This window comes from Aquicoccus sp. SU-CL01552 (genome assembly GCF_040365005.1).
Classification (GTDB): Bacteria; Pseudomonadota; Alphaproteobacteria; order Rhodobacterales; family Rhodobacteraceae; genus Antarcticimicrobium.
On the sequence record NZ_BAABWV010000015.1, the window covers coordinates 55,415 to 72,806 of the forward strand.

Consider the following 17,392-nt stretch of genomic DNA (forward strand, 5'->3'; position numbering starts at 1 on the left):
TCAGAAAATCTCGAGGTCACGATCGACCATGACCGTGATCCGTGTACCCTGATCGACATGCATCACTGGCCGGATCGCCAGATAGTCCTGCATCACGCTTTGCGTACTATCGCGCAGATCCGTGCCGACGTCACTCGCAACATCGGCCGCCGCCTCGCTGTCGATTTGACCCGCTGCAGCCGCAGGCAGGGCGCCGATCAAGGAGATCAGCGCGGCGGAGCCGAAGCGTTGCGCGAAACGGGTGTCGACAAACCCGGTGGTGCCAGTGCGGCCGAGTTCGTCTCCACCGAAGGCGCTGATCTGCACGGTCTGATTATCGGGCAAGATGATCCGGTCCCATGCCACCATGACGCGCGATTGGGCGAGTGCGACATCGGAGCGGTAGCGCCCGATCAGCCGCGCGCCGCGCGGGATCAGGATACGCGTTCCGTCGAAAGAATGGACGTCTTCCGAGACGATGGCGCGGATCGCGCCGGGCAGTGTGCTGTCGAGGGCGGTCTCTGTCACAGCCTGAATCATGGTGCCCTGAACAACCGTGTTCGATGGGTTCGCGATCACTTCGGCACGTGTCGCCTGCGCAGGTTGTGCGCCCGAACGAACAAAGGCTTCATCTGCATTCAGTCGCGCGGCTTCCAGCGTATTCTCCCTATCCGCACCCGCGCCCATCCCGGAGAAGGCGATCATAGGAGACGCGATACGCTCTGCGCGGGCCTCGGCTTCGGCTGCGCGACGCCTTTCGAGATCGGCCAGCCGCAATTCTTCTTCACTTGGTCCCAATGAGGTCGGCTCTGGTGGTGCAAGCCGTGCAAGTTCCAAGTCCATGCGGAGCTGATCCAATTCGCGATCCCGCTCGGTCAGCTGCCGCTCGAGGGCACGCTGAGCCTCGGCGGATGCTTCCTGTAAGGTGGCAATTTGCGCCGTCAGGTCCGCAATCGCCTGCTCCGCCCCGCTATCCGCGGCCTCGGCCGGTCTTGCGCGCAGTTCCTCGAGTTCCGCTCTCAATGTCGCAAGACTTTCCATCAGCGCGAGTTCCGACTCGCTCGGACCTGTGTCCGTAGGCGGGGCTTGGCTGGGCTCCGGGGCAGAAATCGGCGCCAGATCTCCGAATCCGGGGCCGCTGCTCTGGAACTCTTCAGGCGCGGCGGTCGCCATTGGTGCTTCTGCCGACGGCTGCAGGGCAGCCCACGCCAGACCACCTGCTGCCGCGATGCCGACAACTCCAAGGATCGCGGCAAGCGGTGCAGGCCGCTTGCTTGCCTTCGCTTTGCCTGTCGAACCTTCGAGAGCCGCGAGGCGCGCGGCGAGGTCTTCCGTACCTTCGGTCATGATGTGGCCTGCCCTGCGTCCTGGACGCAAACCACATCTTCGCCAAGGCGAAGGACCCATTGTCGGTTGACGCCGGACACGCGGATGACGCCGTCACTCAAGGCTTGGCTGTTCACCGCGCGTTCCCTGCCGTTCGAATATCGGAAGATGGCGGGCACCGGCGCGTGCCGCGCGAACCGGAAATACGTGAAGGTACCATCATCCCAGATGGCCGTCGGCGTGAACTCTTCTCGGGCGCTGACCGCATAGTTCGCGTTCGGCGCATCGGCCGCAACCGCCCTGGTGGGTTGCACGCGGTTTTCAGGATAGCGGAACTGCACGACATAATGCGGCGTCTCCCGGGCTTCGACGACATGGAAGTAGTAGGAGCGGCGGTTGGTGTAGACGGTGATGTTGGTGGCGACGCCAGATGCTATCGGCTTGATGGCGAAGGCACGGCCACCCGGGACACCGTCGAATTGAAACCCGACCGTATCGCCGGCGATGATCGAGCGGATGGTTTCACCCTCACCGAATTCGACTGTGGTGACGCGGGTCAGAGTCGTGACGACACGGTAAACCTGGCCCTCAGTCCAGGTCGCCACGCGCACGCGATTGTCGTGCGAGCCTGGGCGGGGGGTGGTCTCGGCCAAGGCAGTTGTTCCCGCGAACGCGAGTATGCTGGCGGCCAACAGCGTAGAGATTGGAGTGCGAGTCATTCGGAACGGTCCGATCGGATGGCATATTGGGTAACAGTGAAGCCGAAAGGGTTTTGCCAGACATCGTCGATCGCGCGGGTCCGCTCGGGCCGGAATTCGAACATCAACGTGGCAGTGAACGATCCATCCTGCACCCCCTGCGGGCTTGTCAGGCGCTTTCTGAGCCGCACCTGGGCGCGGTTATCGCCAATAAGGGTGATCGATGCGATCTCAACGGCCATCTCGGCCGCAGCCCCGTAACGCGTCGGCGGATAGCTCTCCTGCCCCGATGTCCACATCGCGCGCATGTTGGCCTCGGCCGACCCGGAAGACTGTGCGAGGACACGGCGGACACGAAGGTCGTTGTCGAGCTGGTTGTAGGTTTCGCGGTCGAGAATGTAGCGGTAGATTTGCGCTTCGATCACGGCAGGCCGTTCGGCGAGCGACACGGTTTCAACCGTGGCATTGGGGAGCGCCATCCCGGTCGCGGGATCGTAGGGCACAACCACGGGAGGCGGCGTTTCGACCATCAGCGCGACAGCTGCAGCCGTCAAACAGCCGAATACGCCAAAGCCCGCCCCGGAAAGGCCGATCATCCGCCAAAGCTGTTCCCGGCGCAGGGCACCGTAGACAAGTTCCTCTTCCACGAGTTCGCGCGCAGTCATCACCCCTGCCCCACTCACGGCTCAAGATCCGGCAAGGTGAAGTCCATGTAGCGGCGTTCTTCAGCAACGGTGGCGGCGTCAACCACGCCTGCATTGCCAGCGCCGAGGGTTTGGATCGCTTCCAGCTCCCACATCCGGGTCATGGCGATGGCGAGTTCCGCCGTGACGCGTGTGTTATGATCCATCGAGGCTTTGAGATCTTCCATGTCCGGGATCATCTCGACCAGACGTTCCACCCGCTCGAGAGACTGTTCCGCCTCTGCGTGGCTGTTCTGCGCCGCCGCCGACATCACAGCACCTGTGGTTGCCCGCGTGGCCACGCCTTCGGCGCCCGGATTGTCGCTGGTGGCGATCTCGCGGAGTGAATCCTCGTCGAACCCGGCGCTTGCCAGCGCCTGTTCCATCTGCGTGCGCATGGGCCCGGCATTGGGCCCGATGAGAGCGCTCCAATCGCCCGCCTGGATGCCTCGGATCAGGCCGGGGATGTCTTCGAAGTTGGCCTCAAGCAAGGTGTCGAGGTCCCCGCCCATGGCAAGCCCGAGGATGCTGCGCGGCCCGGTGAGCGAGGCATACATCTCGTTCAGCTGATCGAGTTGACTTTGCAGCATGTCCAGTTGCTCCAACGCATTGTCCAGAAGATCCGTCTGGATCCCGAAATCCTGCAGCATCTGTTGAAGCTGGCGGATTTCCTGGGCGATGTTCTGAGTGTCCACTGTGGGCACACCCTGTGCCGCGACAGGTCCGGTGACATTGAGGGTGAGCGCGAGAGCAATGCTACCGGCGAAAAGGGAACGGGGCAGGCGCAGGTTCAACGCAAATCCTCCTGACTGAAATCCATGAATTGCCGCTCGGCAGCCTGCGCTGCCGCCAAGGCGATCTGCTCGGCGCTGAGTGGCTCGGTTCGGGCGGCCTTAATCCGGGTCCGGATTGCGACCAGCCGGGCCAGTTCGGCCCGGGCATAGGTGTTGAGAGCGATGGCCTCGTGCAGGTCTTCGGTTTCGCCAATGCGGGTGATGATGTCCTGAACCCGCAGGGCGGCGGCACGGACCGAGATCAGCGAATAGTCGCCATAGACCCCTGCGCCGTGGGCCGAGAGGCTGAAACTCGCGTTGGCGAGGAGCACAGGGTCGATGGTGCCAAGCGCATCAATGCCGCCTACGGCGGCGAGGTAGCTGTTGTACTGCTGCGGGATCACCACGACATAGGCTTGGGTTTCCGCGAAGGGCGGCACACCGCCATAATCCTGCACATTGCCCGGACCGGCGTTATAGGCGGCGAGCGCATGGATAATGTTGCCATCGAACATGTTCAGCATCTGGGCGAGGTATCGCGCACCGCCCGTGACCTGCAGATAGGGATCGTCGTAATAGGCCGGGTAGATCCCGAGATCGCCTGCGGTACCGGGCATGATCTGGGTGAGGCCGAAGGCCCCCACGGGTGAGCGTGCCCCGATCTGGAAACGGCTTTCCTGCCAGATCAGCGCCTGCAAGAGACAGCGCCATTGCACGAGCGAAAGACCTGCGCGGCCGACCCCGGACAGACTATGGGTGTCGCGTGCTGCGCGGATGATCAGCTCCTCGATCCCCTCCCGGGCATCGCCGAACATCCGGGCCGCGGCCGGATTGTTATCCTCGGGCGCATAGAGGCTGGCGGCGGCGCTTTCGACGTCACCAACCGACCCCTGCCCCGCCTCGAGCCCGGCCACGGTGCCTGCGACATCGCCGGAGCCGAGGGACATGGCATCCATCAGCCCTTCGAGCGAGGCGAGTTGTTGCCGCTCGATCTCGGCCAGTTCCTCCTCGCGGGTCAGCCGGTCCTGTTGCAGTGCCAGGTCCCGATCAGTCTGCTCGAGGATCGCCTGCCGCTCTGCAAAGAGGCGCAGATCGAAGGTTGGCACGCCTTGGGCGACCGCTGGCCCCGCCGCGGGAGCTGCCAGTGCAAAGCCGATCATTGAGAGAGGAAGCCAGGTCCGCATTGGCTCAGTCGCCCGCCCCCAAGAGGACGAAATCGCAGGCCGTGTCGCGCCGCGTGACCTCCGCCCCCATGGTCGAGATCGTGGCGGTGGCGGTCCCTGCCTGCGCAGGAGCCTCGTGAAAATTGAAGCAGTTGGCTTGCGGGGGGTTATGCTCCGCACAGGCCGTCAGGGTCAGGCCGAGCCCGAGCAGCGCGACGCTGCGAATGATGGTACGGGTCATGTCACTCTCCAGAAATCAGGACGTTCGCGATAATCGGCGCCGACAAGCGCTTCGCCCTTCTCCATTCCGCCAAGGATGGTCACGAGCGGGCCGAGCGCGCTGAGATCGGCATCGATCACGACGGAACCACGGTCGTCGCGTACAAGCGCGAGCCGCGAGGCCGAGCCGACGCCTAGAAGCACGTCGAGCTCTTTCTCGGTCAGGCCGAGCATCGCGTAGTCAGCGGCGGAAGCACGAATGTTGGGCAAGAGCACCTGCGTCGGCACCGCTTCCACGATGGTCTTGCCGGTGCGCGTGCGCTCGAGCTGGCTGGCATATTGCGTCATCATCACGACGACGGCGTTCTGCTTGCGGGCGGTCACCAGCCAGTTGCTGAGTCGCTCCGCGAAGTAGGCGTTGTCGAGGGCTTTCCATGCCTCGTCGATGACGATGATGGTGGGCTTGCGGTCCTCGATCACCCGCTCGACCCGGCGGAAGAGGTAGGACAGGACCGCCATGCGTTCCCGCTCGCTCTCGGAATCGAGGATGCCGGTGAGGTCAAAGCCCGCGACGTCTCCATCGATGCTGAAACTGTCCTCGGCATTGGCCCCGAAGATCCAGCCGTAGCGACCCTCGGCCGTCCATTCCTGCATACGCTCGAAGAGATCGCCTTCGTCATCGGTCGAGACCAGCAGCGAGGCGAAATCCGACCAGTTCCGTAGGCCCGCATGTCCTGCGCTCGCGTTCTGGCGTACGACCTCCTGCAGTCGGTTGGTCTGCACCGGGGTCAGAGGCCGGTCGCGGCGCTCGAGAAGACTTGCAAGCCAGTCGGCAAGCCAGGCCTGCCCGCGGGCGTCGATCTCGGTTTGCAGCGGGTTCAGACCCGTGGGTCGCCCTGCCCGCACCGTCGAATAGCTGCCGCTGAGCGCGCGTACGGCCATCTCCATGCCCGCGCGATAGTCGAATACGAAGACCCGCGCACCTGCCCGCCGTGCCATGGTCATCAGGAAAGCCGCCAGGACGGATTTGCCGGAGCCGGGACGGCCGAGGATCAGCGTGTGGCCTCCCGTGGGCTCGCGATCCGGCGCGCCCTGTTCGTGGAAGTTGAAGCGAAAACCACTGCGCTCGGGTGTCGGAAAGAGCGTGATCGGCACGCCCCAGGGGACTTCCCGCCCTGTCTTTCCGAGCGGGGTGCGGTGGAAGGTGGCGAGATCGGCGAAGTTGTGGTTCGTGATTGCGGCCTTGCGGCTGCGCGCCCCTGTGTTCCCGGGATGCTGCGCCATGAAATGCGCCCGCGCCCCGAAGGCTTCCGAGATCAGGTTGATCCCGGAAGTGGCGGAGATGTTGCGGATTTCGGCCGCGATGTCGTCAAGCGCCGTCTGGGTGCGGGCATAGACGGCCAGGGTCATGTGGTGCTCGCCGAAGATCAGGCGTTTGGATTCCAGATCGTCCTGCGCGAGTTCCAGTTCCTGGGCGAGACTGACGGCTCCGTCATTGGCGGCCTGCATTAGCCGCAGCTGCCGCTTGATCCGGCCCGCCATGATGTTGGCGTTGATCGGCACAAAAGAGTGCGTGACCACCATGTCGACGGGCAGATTCAACTCGTCGAGCATCAGGCTATCGGTCTTGGCCGGGTAGTTCTTCACCGCAAAGATCGCCCCGAGCTTGTCGCCGACGGCACCGTCCGAGAGTGCGATGGTCGTGCCGCGGAAGGTGACGCGCGTATTGGCTACGTCCTCGGCGATCACACCGAGGCGCGACCGGGGGAAGAGCGGGTGCTCCTCGCCCGTGTTGAGTGAACCGAGGAAGCCCAGAAGCTCGCCGGTGCTTGCGGCCAGCAGGCGGGGCTTCAGCTCATCGAAGGAGGACAGCAGAAACCCCACAACCTCGTCGAGCTTGCGCAAGCGGCGGGAGGTGTCGGCCGCATGTCGCGAGCGAGACGCCCCAAGTCCGAACGGCAAGCGGCTGCCGGTCTCAGGTCGCTTCAGCACCGTCAGGGTCAGCGTCTTGTCGCGCAAACCCGCGCGGCCGAGATGCGCGTGCCATCGTTCGTCGACGGCAGCCGCAAACCCTTCGCCCTGAACGGGCGGCAGGGTCACGTCGACCGCTTTCGAGACCTTGTGCAGGTAGAATGAGAACTCGGTCCCGACCTGCGCCACGATGCCAGCCAGCAACCCTCCGATCCGGTCGAGATGCGCGTCCTCGCTCGTGGTGCTGTTCACCCCCTCGAGCCTGATGCATTGCATCAGTTCGTTGCCGCGTGTCCGGATCGTTCGGTCGTTCACGAGGCTCACATAAGGCAGCATCATTGAGAGCCGCTTCTCGCCCTTGACCCATGCCGGTAGCGCGGTCAGCGGATCGATGGCGTTCTCAACCTCATAGGCAATTCCATCACGGGGCATAGCTGTCGCCTCCGTGCAGCTTGCGATTCGTCGTGGGCGGGGTTTCCTGCAGGGTGATCACCAGGACATCGAGGAAGTTCGGATCCCAGTCTGCGGCCTTCCAGAGCGCCGGCCAGGCCAGCCCCGCGAACACAGCGACCACCCAGCTCTGCACCCAGAGAAACAGAAGCGTCGAGCCGAAGAGCCAGACCATGGCGTACATGATCGGCAAGCCCATCAGCTTGGGTGGCCTGAGAAGGCCGATGAACACGCGGGACTGGTCAGCCATGGACGGAGCTCAGGTGGTCCAGATGGCGGCGACGATGGTGGGTGCTGCGGCGATGCCCGCGATTGCAACCACGACCCAGAGCGCCTGACGGAAGTCGAGGATGCCAAAGAGCCAGGAAAGGAACACCCCGATCAGTGCGAGCGTGCCAATCACGATCCCCAAGGGACCGGTAATCGCATCGACAATGCCTTGAAGCAGGGTCTGTACCGGCGAGAGGTCGATGCTCTGTGCAAGCGCTGGACCCGCCAGCATGATAAGGGCCATCGCGCTGAGCGCGACGATCGAAGGTCTCGATGTCATGAAAGATCTCCTCTGAGCCGCTCAAACACGGCGGTCACACGGGCCACATGCCCTTGGGTTTCTCGAAAAGGGGGGATGCCGCCGTGGTGTGTGACCGCCTCAGGGCCAGCGTTGTATGCCGCAAGGGCCAAGGAGCCCTCGCCGAACTGGTCGAGCATCATCAGCAAGTAGCGGGCTGATCCGTCGAGGTTCTGCGCAATGTCATGTGGGTCCACGCCGAGGTCGCGGGCGGTATCCGGCATAAGCTGGCCAAGGCCTATGGCACCGACAGGGCTACGTGCAGCCGGATTGTATGCGCTCTCGACTTCGATATTGGCCCGGTAAAGGAGCGCCCAATCAGTGACTGAAAGCCCTGCGCGACGCAGCGCACCATGCCCGGCATACCGCAGAGCCGTGGTCTCGATCGCATGGAGGATTTCTGGGGTGGCGCGGGCGGCGGATCGAGCCGGGATCGCTGTCTCGCTCGTTGCGTCAGGAACGCAAGGTTCTGCGAAGAGAAAAAGGCGCCCGTTTGCCTCTTGAGAAGAGGATATCAATTGGCCGTCTGGGCGGACCTGGAAGATGAAACCGTCGGCCAGGGCCGGGGGCGCGGAACAAACGCCTGTACCCAAAGCAACGACGAGCGCAGTCGCGCGGTCAGCTGCCTTTGACCGGAGGCGCGGCGTGGCGCTCGCGGCCACCTTCTTCAAGTGGGATGCTAGCGGTCGTACAGCCCATGTCGGCCAGGAAACTGACAAGGCCAACGATGGTTTTGAAGTCGCGGAGCTTGAGGACGCTTCGGCTGGTGACGAGCATCTTATCGTCACGCCCATCAGTGGCGACGGCGCGGATGACCCACGAGCCGTACCAGCTGTTATGGCGCTTCTCTGCTCTCTCCTTGCAGACCACCTCAATGAGGTAGCCCTCGGCGAGCAAGCCGCGCAGTCCGTCTTCTGTAACCACATTCGGGGCTTCTTCTATCATGGCCTTCCCTTGGGTCCTTGTTCTGCCTGGGTGCAGTATCAGGCCCACGGGGTCGCAACACCGTGAGCGATACAAAACAACATTAATGATAGCAAGACAATAATGACGTGTTGACGAAGTTCGCCTTGCTCCGATAAAAGTGATAGCCGACAGAATGATAATCTTAAAGGCGGCAAAGGAGTTTTGCCCTGCGCTTGTTTATTGCGCGCAACGCACCGTTGCTGTTCGCGCTTCTGCTTGGAAGCATGCCGGTAGCCGCCGCTGCGGATTGCGTACCTCCCGAACGACCGTTCTTGCCTCAGTCTCGGGAAGACATTCGAGAATATGCCGATCTGCTGCGATCCGATTTCGAGGGCTACATCGCCGACATCCAGGACTACTTCCGCTGTCTTGATGCCGAGCGCCAACGCGCGTTTCAGGAGGCGCGCGAGGTCAGTGAGGACTATGGAAGGCTAGTCGAGCTATTGGAATGAGGAGACGCATGGCTTAGCCGCCGTCGAGATCCTCGTAGTAGACGAGCGCGGGCATGTTGCGGCGCTGGTGCACGATGCGCAGGATAACTGCCGCGCCATCCGCCGCATCTAGCCGCTTGTAGAAGATCACGTGACGCTGGCAATTGACGGATCGCATCCCTGGGACGAAGAGACTCCTATCCCGCCCTCTGTCGGGATCCCCGGTGATCCGCTCGAAGGCGGTGACCAACTGGCGGTAATAGACGAGCCATTGGTCCCTGCCCCAGGTCTCGACGGTGTAGGCACGGATCTCTTCAAGGTCGGCCCTGGCCCGACCGGAAAGTCGAATAGTCATGCGGGTCAGCGATCAAACGCATCCGGTTCGAAAGCATGGGCATCGAACTCGGCGAAGTCCCCATTTTCGGCTAGGGTGGCTGCCATCTCGAGATCGGCCTTGAGGGCGTAGAACTGCCGCGCGCCATCCCGCTCCATCAGCATCCTTACGCCGGCACGCACGACTTCGCTCAGATTGGCGTAGGCGCCGGACTCGATCTGCGCCTGCACATACTTCTGCATCGGTTCGGTCAGGTGGACGTTTGGCATCAGACTCTCCTATCTATGCTCGATCCTATCAGATACTGACATAAATCTTCAAGCTCATGTTCGGTTCCAACATGGGGCCAAACATAGGCTCGTTGCTCCATCCCGTCCTTCTGCGTCCGGATTCCAGCCGGGGAACCAGGCGGGACAGTTTTCCGTTCCGCCCGTCCCGAGACCATGAGCGCTGCGACTCGCCGTGTGATGGGCTCATGCGGTCTGTTCTTCCATGACCGCTTTCGTGGCCGCATTGGAACGCAACATTTTCCTTTTGTCACAAATGTTTGTTTGGCAGTTAACGTGAGTGGGGACCGCTATTTTGGCCGCTTTCAAGACGCCACAAAAGCCCAAATCGGCGTCAAACCTTGGAAGCCGTCACGCGACACAAGCGAACAATCGCATGTCACCATCAATCAAATCTCCTTGCTATCAGTAATGTTGTTTCGTATCGCTGCACCATTATAGATGGAGTCGGCATCATGAAGCACGTGATCCACGGCGTGGCCACGGCCACGGCAATCAGCATATCTGGACTATTGGCCTCGTCAGCACCGGCTCAGGCTTATCAGGTCGACTGTGCGATCCTCCTCTGCCTTGCGGGGGGCTGGCCTGCCTCCGCGCCCTGCGCGCATGCCAGAGCGGTCTTCATTCGGCGGATCACACCCTGGCCGATCGAGCCGCCCTTGCAAATCTGGCGGTGTCCGATGGGTGTTTCGCTCAACGATCCCAGTCCGATGTCGCCCATGGAACGCCTTTATGCCATCACGTTCCGCGATTCGCCCGAACCGCCCGAACCGCAGGAGACGATTCCGATCCCGCTTGTCCGCGTCCAGGCGGATGAACAAGCCGACATCGACATCTCGGGCGACGCCTTTGATTTCGTGCGCAGCATTCGCGTTTATCACATCCAGTACCGCCAGCATGAAAACCGAGATGGCGACTGCAATCGCAGCGACTCGACGCGATTGGGGTCCTACGGCGTGCAGGGCGACTACCGATGGACAAGATCCACCGTGGGCCAGGTGCCAGCCGCATCCGGCCTGAGCATCCCGAATGGATGCGGCAGCTACTTCTACCGCTCCGTCTTCGTCGACTGGCGTGATCACGCCGGGATCTATGGTTCTGAAGAAGTTCGCTACTGACAAAATCTGCGCGCGGTTTTGCCGCGCGCGTCCTTACAACCCGGCACGGAAGGCTGTGCAAAACGCCAAAAAAAGGAGACGACGCCAGACCGTGAAGCCTGACGCCGTGCTAGAAAACTCCGTGAACAAGAGTTTCCTAGCGCACCGCTAAAACACCTGCAACCAGCAAAGTTGTTTTGCTGGCAAGAATGTTGTTGTCTCACGACATGGCGTCGGATCTCCAAGGAGACCTCGACCATGGAACCTACGACCGGCCTGATCCTGCGACGGATTACGCAGACAAATCTCTCTGTTGCAGCGCACAAGCTTGCCACCCTCATCCTCGACGCCATCGCCTGGAAGGATGGCTACAACGGTTTGTCGCGCGGAACGGCAGCCTTCACCCTCTCGGCTTTGGCGGAGAAGATGGGTGTTTCACGACAATATCTTTCGGTTCTTTTGAGCGAACTTGAGACGTCGGAGTTGCAGCTCGAGCGGGCAAAGCCGAATGGAAAATTCGCGCCCTGGATCTTTCGGTTTTCCGCCTTCGACGAGGAGAGTGAAACCCATGATCTCGTGTCAGGTGAAGGCGACACATCACTATCTAGAGATAATAATAACAAAACTATCTTCTCAGGGCTGATCGAAATCACCCCGAGTTCGAACGTTTTTCAGACCAGTTGGGCGGAGCTCATCAAAGCAGCGAAGACCACCCTGCCCTGCTGGAACGTCGACACCCAGGTCATCTGGGATCGCTTCCTCGCTTTCAACCGGTCCCGAGGCAACGGTAAGGTGCCTGCCGGCTTTTTGCTTGGCTTCATGCGCAGATGGCGGAATTCGTCGGGAACTCCACCTCGTCCCGCGGTCAAGCCGCCCGCGAGACCAATAACGGACCCCAAAGAGCGCGAATTGCTGAGACAGATGCAAGCCGCACCAACTGCGAACCGCCAGTTCCACGCGTCCGACTTGTGTCGCTTGATTGGACACGCTGCCTACGAAGCGCGGGTACTCGATGTGATCCGCAAGTTTGGGTGCCAAAGGTTTTCAGCGACCTTGGCCGTGCACGGACGAGCGGTGTTGGCGGGAGAAATCTCGAGGTAAGGCTCAATTACGTCAAGTTTGGATCGAGTGACCTGCAAAGTCTTTCATCGATCCATACCTGAGCTCGAGCTTGAATGCCATCAGAGGTTTGAAGGAGGATCTCGCGGCCAGCATGGCTTCTGGAGAGTGTCTATCTCTTTGTTAGATGGCCCTGCCTGGTCAAACCCCGCACAACGCGGTCCGCCATGTTGGCGCAACGTGCACCATCGAAGGGATAGATGGCATCAAAGCCCCCTTTCACCCGGCGCTCCAGATCCTGTCGCAACCAGCGGCGTGCCCGGAACAGCCGGGTTTTGACCGTAATCGGGTTGAGTTCCAGGTCGCGGGCGATCTCTTTCTGCGTCATGCCTTCCGTTTCGCTCAGGACGAACACGAGACGCAATTCGTGGGGCAGACAGTCTACCAGCTCTTCAAGGATCCGTCGAAGCTGCTGGCGCCCATGCACGGTCTCGGCGGTTTCAGAGACCATTCCCGGAAAAGGCGTAACGGAAGTCCCATCGTTCTCATTCACCGTATCGTACTCCTCCTCCTGGTGCTTTCGACGCAGTTGCATCAGGGCGGTATTGATCGCAATGCGTGTGATCCAGGTCGAAAAAGCAGAGGTTCCGCGAAAGCTGTCCAGACGTCGAAACGCTGCGAGATAGGTTTCCTGCACCACATCTTCGGCTTCGGCATCCGTCGCAACGATCCCCCTTGCGACCCTGAACAGCCGAGGGTTGTTGCGCCGGATCAGTTCCCGGACCGCGGGTTCAGAACGTGCAGCCGCAGCCGCCAGCAGGTCGCCCTCGCTGATCGTTTCGTCGATGATCTGGTGTTGATCGACCCGGTGCCGGGACAGATTGGTCATTCGTATTCCTCCCGCAGGATCCGGCCGCGGGCGATGATGTCGTCCACCCGCGGAAATCCTGCAAGCGCCTCGGGCTCAAGATCGTCGCTGTCGCCCGCCGCCCCCTCCCATCCCTGATCGGTTGGCTGACCGACCAAGATCCGGCCGACCATTCCTGCCATTTCATGCGGCAGGCAATAGTAATCGTAGACACCGGGAACCGTCAGCGTGACCTCGAAACTCTCACCGGGCAGCAGGAAGTCGCTGTCCCACGCGACGGCCTGTTCCGGAATACGCCGTTGCCGATCAAAAATGTCCGGATGGTAGGCGGTCGCGGTATGGCTGTTCCCGGGATCTCGGTTCACGAAACGTACGGTCGTGCCCGGGGCCACCGCAAGGCCAACCGGTGCGAACCAGACATGCTCTCCCCGTGCGGTTCCCTTCATCTCAATGGTTTCACCAGGGCCCGCCAATGTGACGCGCGGAAAGCCGAGGGTGGCGATCACGCCACCCCCGACCATAAGAAACTCTCTGCGGCCCGGCGTCATTCCGCAAGCCTCGATTTGGCATCCTCGTCGTGGAACAGCACGACATGGGCATGGGGCCTGTCCACGCCGGGATGCCCGGCGTTGAAGTAGATGTCGACGGATGAAACCGTGTGATTGCCGACCGCCAGCCCGTCATAGGAGGTACCGCTCTGCAGGTCTTCCAAAGGCGTCATGTAAACCGTGGCCGAGAGATTGCCGTCATGGTCATAGGCCAGGAACGGGCCGGCTGGGAGCGTATCCGGGTCAACGAACAGCGTGCCGAGACCCGGGATGAATTCCGGCAGGGGCAGCGCATTGCTGACCTGGATATAGGGGGCGCCCGGGGGCGACATCTGCAGCACGTCCTCGTCATGGGCAAGGGCATTGCCCGTGGACAAAGTGAGCGCGATCGCGGCGAGAGTGAGAGCGGATTTCATTTTACTTCCTTTCAATGTCTGAGGTGCCACAGTCGTGGGCACCTGTCTCTTTGATGCGCCAGAGTCAGAAAGGTTCGCAGAAATGTTTCGCCGTCAGGTTTTGGCCCGCCTGGTTGTGGCAGGTTCCATGTTATCTTGCTTGGGCAGCCCTGTTCGGATGACCGACCGGAAACGTGCTCTTTCCCAGAATCTCGCCACGCCTATCGACGATCAACCGCAGGGCGCGGCCCTGGTGACGGAATGTCAATCGCCAACGGCCCGCGTCCTCACCCTCTCCCGTCTCGCAAAGAGATGCGATCTGCCCGCCTTGCATCCGGTGACGGGTTTCTTCGACGGACAGGTCAAACGCGTCGGCCAGAACCAGCGCGTCGACGACGAATTGGTTCCCGCGTCGTTCAACGTCGGTCATGTCCTGTCTTGCCAGTAGCCATTTGCCGCCGCGACGGTGGCGAAATGCGTCGCGACCACCTGGCTGACAGCGATCAGGGCGCCGGAGTCTTCGGCGTATTCCGGTCGCAACCGGTCACGCACGTCGGCGTCTGGTTGGGTCAGCTTCACGGCCACACGTGCAAGCTTTACCGCGAGGTCATAACCCTCTTCGGGCGTTGTCGTCTTCAGTGTCGGGAGCCAGTTTGCCATCGGATTTACCTTCTGTTTCGATTGCTTGATCAGGAGGGATGATGCGCCACGCGGCACCATCAGGGTCATCGAACTGTCCGTTTCTGAGCGCCCAGAAAAACGCGCAGAGACCTAGCAGACCGAGTCCGATCGAGAGAGGTATGAGCAACAGGAGGCTCACTGCCGCTCACCCGCGATTGCCAGGTAAGCATGCCAGGTGCCGTGACCAAGAACCGGGAACAGGACGATCAGCCCAATCAGGCCGGTTACGACTGACAGGCCCAATCCCAGGGCGACAAACAGACCCCAAACCAGCATGGGGCGCAGATTCTTCACCGTCATGACAAAACTCAGCCCCATGGCGGTCAGCGCATCGGTCTTGCGCGACACCAGCATGGGAATGGAAAAGACGCTGATCGCGAAGGCGAAGGCCGCGAACAACCCGCCCACCAGAGTACCGGTGATGATTAGCGCCCATCCCCGTGGCGTCGTCAATGCGTTGATCAACGCCTCCTCCGCGCCGGGGAACGGGCTAAGGCCAAAAAACAGCGCATAGAGCAGGTCCGCGGCCCTGAGCCAGAACAGGACGAGCAGTCCGAGCAGCAATCCTGCATAGGCCAATTGCCCGCCCGACGCCGGCCGGAACACCAGCATGTCGGAAAACGAAACCTGTTGACCCTGTGCCTGCCTGTGGCTTTTCTCGTAAAGCCCGATCGCCAGGAACGGGCCGACAATCAGGAAGCCTGAGATCGCGGGCAGCGCGAGATACAAGAGATGGCTCGCGTGGAGTGCCCAGAGGACCGCATAGGATACCAGTGTCAGAAACAGCCCATAGGCAAGGCCGGCCCACGGCGCCATTCGCACATCATGCCAACCTGCCCGCAACCAGTCCGCCGCCGAAGACGATGGCAGGTCGCGTGCGTGGGGCGAGGCGGGCCGATCCGGGTTTCGCAAGGTTGGTAGTGGTTCCAGCATCCCGTTCTCCTTTTCAGCAGGACCGCCTGGCAGGCATCGCCCCGGCCGTTTCGCGGCAGTCCGGCTGCGATCGCAGGGCAACGGTCAGCAGATGCGCATTCGCGCCGAGGAACAGCAGGACGGCGGCCAGCGCCGCGCCGACCGCCAACCGTTTTTGCACGGCCGGCCTCATTGTCCGCCTCCTTCGGGTCGGCCAAGCCGGGCCACGTAGAGCGCCAGGAGGTTGATTTCGGCCTCTGACAGGCGACCCGACCAGGCCGGCATCACCCCGTGGCGCCCGCGTCGGAGCGTTTCCATCACCGTTTCCCGGTCCTGGCCATAGATCACCGCCTCGTCTGTGAAGGAGGGTGCGCCGATTTCGAGACCTCCCGTCCCGGTCTCGCCGTGGCAGGAACTGCAATTCTCCGAAAAGAGCGTGCCCGCGGCGCTCTCGAAATCGACAACTCCACCGCGCATTTCGGAAACGAATTCGGCCAAGGCCAACCGATCAGATCGCTCCATCCAGTCAAAGGTCGGCATTTCGGCGTAGCGGGTGTCGGGATCTTCGGTATTGATGCCGTGGCGAATGGTCGTGGCGATTTCTTCCGTGTCGCCGCCCCACAGCCATGTTTCGTCCGACAGGACCGGAAAGCCCGGCCCTCCCTGCCCGTTCGTGCCGTGGCAGGCCGCGCAGTTGTCGGCGAACAGGCGCGCGGCGGCGGGCATTGCGGTCGCCATCAGTGTCGCGTCGGATTGCAGAGCGACGAAATTCTCGCCCTCGAAACGCGACAGCCAGTCCTGCCGCCTGTCGGCAAGGCTGTTGAAGCCCTTGATCGCTTCTTCGCTCTGGTCCAGCCCGAGCAAGCCACGTGTGTAATCGCGTCCGGTCGGCCAGGCGGGCAAGAGAATCCAGGCAACGACCGAATAAAGAAACGTCAGCACCAGTGCCCAGATCACGACCTTCGGAAACGCGGTATTGAGCTCGGTGATACCGCCCCAGTCGTGCCCCGTGGTGTCGTAGCCGGTGACCGGATCGATCTTGCGATTGCCCGTATGGGGATCGGCGCCGGGCAGTTGCCTCGGATCGGTCGGGTTACTCATCTCCAACCTCCTTTGAAGGCAGCACGGACCGGGCGGCGGCGTCATAGGCCTTGCGCCGGGACGGGCTGTAGGCGCGGATGACGACAATCAGGAAGAACCCCATCAGCCAGATCAGGCCAACCGTCTTGGACAGATAGACCAGCATGTCATGGGTCATTGGGACCCCCCCGCCAGTATCCGGTAGGGTGCATCGGTCAAGGTGCCCAGCGACTGGAGATAGGCCACAAGCGCATCCATCTCTGTCAGGCGAGACGGATCACCATCGAAGACTCGGGCCTCGGGACGTTCCCCGTAGCGCTCCAGAAATCCGTCCACTGCGTCGCTGTCCGGGCGGCTTTGCGCCAGCGCATCGGCTTCCGCCGCCGCGATCATGTCCTCGTCATAGGGTACGCCAAGCCGGGCCAGCGTGGCCAACGCGTCAGATAACAGATCGGTATCAAGGGGACGCGTCAGCCAGGGGTAGGACGGCATGATCGAGGCCGGCACCACGCTGCGCGGGTCGATCAGGTGCGCCACATGCCAGTCGTCCGAATACTTGCCGCCCAGTCGCGCCAGATCCGGGCCGGTGCGCTTCGATCCCCAGAGCATCGGGTGATCGTAGGCGCTTTCCGAGGCCAGCGAATAGGGGCCATAGCGATCCAGTTCGTCGGCCAGGCTGCGCACCATCTGGCTGTGGCAGGCATAGCAGCCCTCGCGGATGTAAATCTCGCGCCCGGCCAGTTCCAGAGGGGTATAGGGGCGCAGGTCATCGGGAAGCTCAACCGTTTCGTCGATGGTGAACAGCGGTGCGATTTCCACGATCCCGCCGATCGAAGCGGCCACGATGATTGCCGCCACCAGCCCCATGGAGATTTTTTCCAGATTGTAGTGCAGTTTTAGCATG

At 61.9% G+C, this 17,392-nt stretch carries 27 protein-coding genes and 1 pseudogene; 4 read left to right on the forward strand and 24 right to left on the reverse strand.

The features are described 5' to 3' along the window. From ABWV23_RS16545 to ABWV23_RS16595, 11 genes are read right to left on the reverse strand one after another with little or no spacing between them, the layout of a single operon-like run. Positions 1–1,326 carry a TraB/TrbI/VirB10 family type IV secretion system protein gene (locus tag ABWV23_RS16545; protein ID WP_353349738.1) on the reverse strand — a complete coding sequence of 442 codons (1,326 nt, stop codon included), beginning with the start codon at positions 1,324–1,326 and terminating at the stop codon, positions 1–3. Further along, the gene (locus ABWV23_RS16550; protein WP_353349740.1) at positions 1,323–2,024 is read right to left on the reverse strand and encodes a TrbG/VirB9 family P-type conjugative transfer protein; all 702 of its coding nucleotides are present in this window, start codon (positions 2,022–2,024) and stop codon (positions 1,323–1,325) included. Before ABWV23_RS16550 ends, ABWV23_RS16545 begins: the two co-directional genes overlap by 4 nt. Next, a complete protein-coding gene (locus ABWV23_RS16555) occupies positions 2,021–2,668 on the reverse strand; it encodes a VirB8 family type IV secretion system protein (protein ID WP_148380044.1) in 648 nt (215 codons plus the stop codon). The genes ABWV23_RS16550 and ABWV23_RS16555 overlap by 4 nt, the downstream gene beginning before the upstream one ends. 14 nt (positions 2,669–2,682) lie before the next feature. Further along, positions 2,683–3,480, reverse strand: coding sequence for a type IV secretion system protein (locus ABWV23_RS16560; RefSeq protein WP_353349742.1), 798 nt, complete (start codon positions 3,478–3,480; stop codon positions 2,683–2,685). After that, positions 3,477–4,643, reverse strand: coding sequence for a lytic transglycosylase domain-containing protein (locus tag ABWV23_RS16565; RefSeq protein ID WP_353349744.1), 1,167 nt, complete (start codon positions 4,641–4,643; stop codon positions 3,477–3,479). The genes ABWV23_RS16560 and ABWV23_RS16565 overlap by 4 nt, the downstream gene beginning before the upstream one ends. 4 nt (positions 4,644–4,647) lie before the next feature. Continuing rightward, on the reverse strand, positions 4,648–4,863 hold the full coding sequence (locus ABWV23_RS16570) for a hypothetical protein (protein ID WP_353349746.1): 216 nt from the start codon (positions 4,861–4,863) through the stop codon (positions 4,648–4,650). Continuing rightward, entirely contained in the window at positions 4,860–7,244 is a 2,385-nt protein-coding gene (locus tag ABWV23_RS16575) for a VirB4 family type IV secretion/conjugal transfer ATPase (RefSeq protein WP_353349748.1), read from the reverse strand. The genes ABWV23_RS16570 and ABWV23_RS16575 overlap by 4 nt, the downstream gene beginning before the upstream one ends. Next, positions 7,234–7,512: a VirB3 family type IV secretion system protein gene (locus tag ABWV23_RS16580; protein ID WP_009574151.1), complete on the reverse strand. Its 279-nt coding sequence runs from the start codon at positions 7,510–7,512 to the stop codon at positions 7,234–7,236. The genes ABWV23_RS16575 and ABWV23_RS16580 overlap by 11 nt, the downstream gene beginning before the upstream one ends. Positions 7,513–7,521: 9 nt before the next feature. Further along, complete coding sequence (locus tag ABWV23_RS16585; RefSeq protein WP_010138154.1) at positions 7,522–7,812, reverse strand: TrbC/VirB2 family protein; 291 nt, start codon at positions 7,810–7,812, stop codon at positions 7,522–7,524. Then, complete coding sequence (locus ABWV23_RS16590; RefSeq protein WP_353349868.1) at positions 7,809–8,492, reverse strand: lytic transglycosylase domain-containing protein; 684 nt, start codon at positions 8,490–8,492, stop codon at positions 7,809–7,811. Before ABWV23_RS16590 ends, ABWV23_RS16585 begins: the two co-directional genes overlap by 4 nt. Next, positions 8,449–8,775 carry a hypothetical protein gene (locus tag ABWV23_RS16595; RefSeq protein WP_010138156.1) on the reverse strand — a complete coding sequence of 109 codons (327 nt, stop codon included), beginning with the start codon at positions 8,773–8,775 and terminating at the stop codon, positions 8,449–8,451. The genes ABWV23_RS16590 and ABWV23_RS16595 overlap by 44 nt, the downstream gene beginning before the upstream one ends. A gap of 245 nt (positions 8,776–9,020) precedes the next feature. On the opposite strand from ABWV23_RS16595, the gene ABWV23_RS16600 reads away from it, so the two are divergent. Beyond that, positions 9,021–9,248, forward strand: a complete 228-nt coding sequence (locus ABWV23_RS16600; protein WP_353349870.1) for a hypothetical protein — start codon at positions 9,021–9,023, stop codon at positions 9,246–9,248. Between the two features lie 13 nt (positions 9,249–9,261). Here ABWV23_RS16600 and ABWV23_RS16605 read toward each other — a convergent pair whose 3' ends face one another. Together ABWV23_RS16605 and ABWV23_RS16610 are read right to left on the reverse strand one after the other, a co-directional pair. Then, entirely contained in the window at positions 9,262–9,582 is a 321-nt protein-coding gene (locus ABWV23_RS16605) for a type II toxin-antitoxin system RelE/ParE family toxin (RefSeq protein ID WP_353349752.1), read from the reverse strand. Positions 9,583–9,587: 5 nt separating this feature from the next. Next, positions 9,588–9,830 (reverse strand): type II toxin-antitoxin system ParD family antitoxin, encoded by a 243-nt coding sequence (locus ABWV23_RS16610; protein ID WP_353349754.1) that lies wholly within the window; start codon positions 9,828–9,830, stop codon positions 9,588–9,590. Between the two features lie 174 nt (positions 9,831–10,004). Here ABWV23_RS16610 and ABWV23_RS16615 point away from each other — a divergent pair, with 174 nt between their 5' ends. From ABWV23_RS16615 to ABWV23_RS16625, 3 genes are all read left to right on the forward strand, one after another. Next, a complete protein-coding gene (locus ABWV23_RS16615; protein WP_353349756.1) occupies positions 10,005–10,289 on the forward strand; it encodes a hypothetical protein in 285 nt (94 codons plus the stop codon). Positions 10,290–10,303: 14 nt separating this feature from the next. Next, the gene (locus tag ABWV23_RS16620; RefSeq protein WP_353349758.1) at positions 10,304–10,966 is read left to right on the forward strand and encodes a hypothetical protein; all 663 of its coding nucleotides are present in this window, start codon (positions 10,304–10,306) and stop codon (positions 10,964–10,966) included. Between the two features lie 237 nt (positions 10,967–11,203). Continuing rightward, positions 11,204–12,046, forward strand: a complete 843-nt coding sequence (locus tag ABWV23_RS16625; protein WP_353349760.1) for a hypothetical protein — start codon at positions 11,204–11,206, stop codon at positions 12,044–12,046. A 130-nt stretch (positions 12,047–12,176) separates the two neighbouring features. Here ABWV23_RS16625 and ABWV23_RS16630 read toward each other — a convergent pair whose 3' ends face one another. From ABWV23_RS16630 to ccoO, 11 genes and pseudogenes are all read right to left on the reverse strand, one after another. After that, positions 12,177–12,893, reverse strand: a complete 717-nt coding sequence (locus tag ABWV23_RS16630) for an RNA polymerase sigma factor (protein WP_353349762.1) — start codon at positions 12,891–12,893, stop codon at positions 12,177–12,179. Then, the gene (locus tag ABWV23_RS16635; RefSeq protein ID WP_353349764.1) at positions 12,890–13,378 is read right to left on the reverse strand and encodes a plastocyanin/azurin family copper-binding protein; all 489 of its coding nucleotides are present in this window, start codon (positions 13,376–13,378) and stop codon (positions 12,890–12,892) included. Before ABWV23_RS16635 ends, ABWV23_RS16630 begins: the two co-directional genes overlap by 4 nt. A gap of 38 nt (positions 13,379–13,416) precedes the next feature. Further along, positions 13,417–13,836 carry a hypothetical protein gene (locus ABWV23_RS16640; RefSeq protein ID WP_353349766.1) on the reverse strand — a complete coding sequence of 140 codons (420 nt, stop codon included), beginning with the start codon at positions 13,834–13,836 and terminating at the stop codon, positions 13,417–13,419. A gap of 130 nt (positions 13,837–13,966) precedes the next feature. Continuing rightward, the gene (locus ABWV23_RS16645) at positions 13,967–14,245 is read right to left on the reverse strand and encodes a DUF6522 family protein (RefSeq protein ID WP_107754745.1); all 279 of its coding nucleotides are present in this window, start codon (positions 14,243–14,245) and stop codon (positions 13,967–13,969) included. Beyond that, positions 14,242–14,544 (reverse strand): hexameric tyrosine-coordinated heme protein, encoded by a 303-nt coding sequence (locus ABWV23_RS16650; protein WP_502901665.1) that lies wholly within the window; start codon positions 14,542–14,544, stop codon positions 14,242–14,244. The genes ABWV23_RS16645 and ABWV23_RS16650 overlap by 4 nt, the downstream gene beginning before the upstream one ends. Before the next feature lie 16 nt (positions 14,545–14,560). Continuing rightward, positions 14,561–14,635 (reverse strand): annotated as a pseudogene (gene ccoS, locus ABWV23_RS22410) (cbb3-type cytochrome oxidase assembly protein CcoS); the annotation flags it as partial. Then, complete coding sequence (locus ABWV23_RS16660) at positions 14,632–15,429, reverse strand: DUF2189 domain-containing protein (protein WP_353349770.1); 798 nt, start codon at positions 15,427–15,429, stop codon at positions 14,632–14,634. The pseudogene ccoS and the gene ABWV23_RS16660, both read right to left, overlap by 4 nt. A gap of 13 nt (positions 15,430–15,442) precedes the next feature. Next, positions 15,443–15,601 (reverse strand): hypothetical protein, encoded by a 159-nt coding sequence (locus tag ABWV23_RS16665; protein WP_353349772.1) that lies wholly within the window; start codon positions 15,599–15,601, stop codon positions 15,443–15,445. Then, complete coding sequence (ccoP, locus tag ABWV23_RS16670; protein ID WP_353349774.1) at positions 15,598–16,509, reverse strand: cytochrome-c oxidase, cbb3-type subunit III; 912 nt, start codon at positions 16,507–16,509, stop codon at positions 15,598–15,600. Before ccoP ends, ABWV23_RS16665 begins: the two co-directional genes overlap by 4 nt. Beyond that, positions 16,502–16,666: a cbb3-type cytochrome oxidase subunit 3 gene (locus ABWV23_RS16675; RefSeq protein WP_353349776.1), complete on the reverse strand. Its 165-nt coding sequence runs from the start codon at positions 16,664–16,666 to the stop codon at positions 16,502–16,504. The genes ccoP and ABWV23_RS16675 overlap by 8 nt, the downstream gene beginning before the upstream one ends. Further along, positions 16,663–17,391 (reverse strand): cytochrome-c oxidase, cbb3-type subunit II, encoded by a 729-nt coding sequence (gene ccoO, locus ABWV23_RS16680; protein ID WP_353349778.1) that lies wholly within the window; start codon positions 17,389–17,391, stop codon positions 16,663–16,665. The genes ABWV23_RS16675 and ccoO overlap by 4 nt, the downstream gene beginning before the upstream one ends. Position 17,392 lies beyond the last annotated feature (1 nt).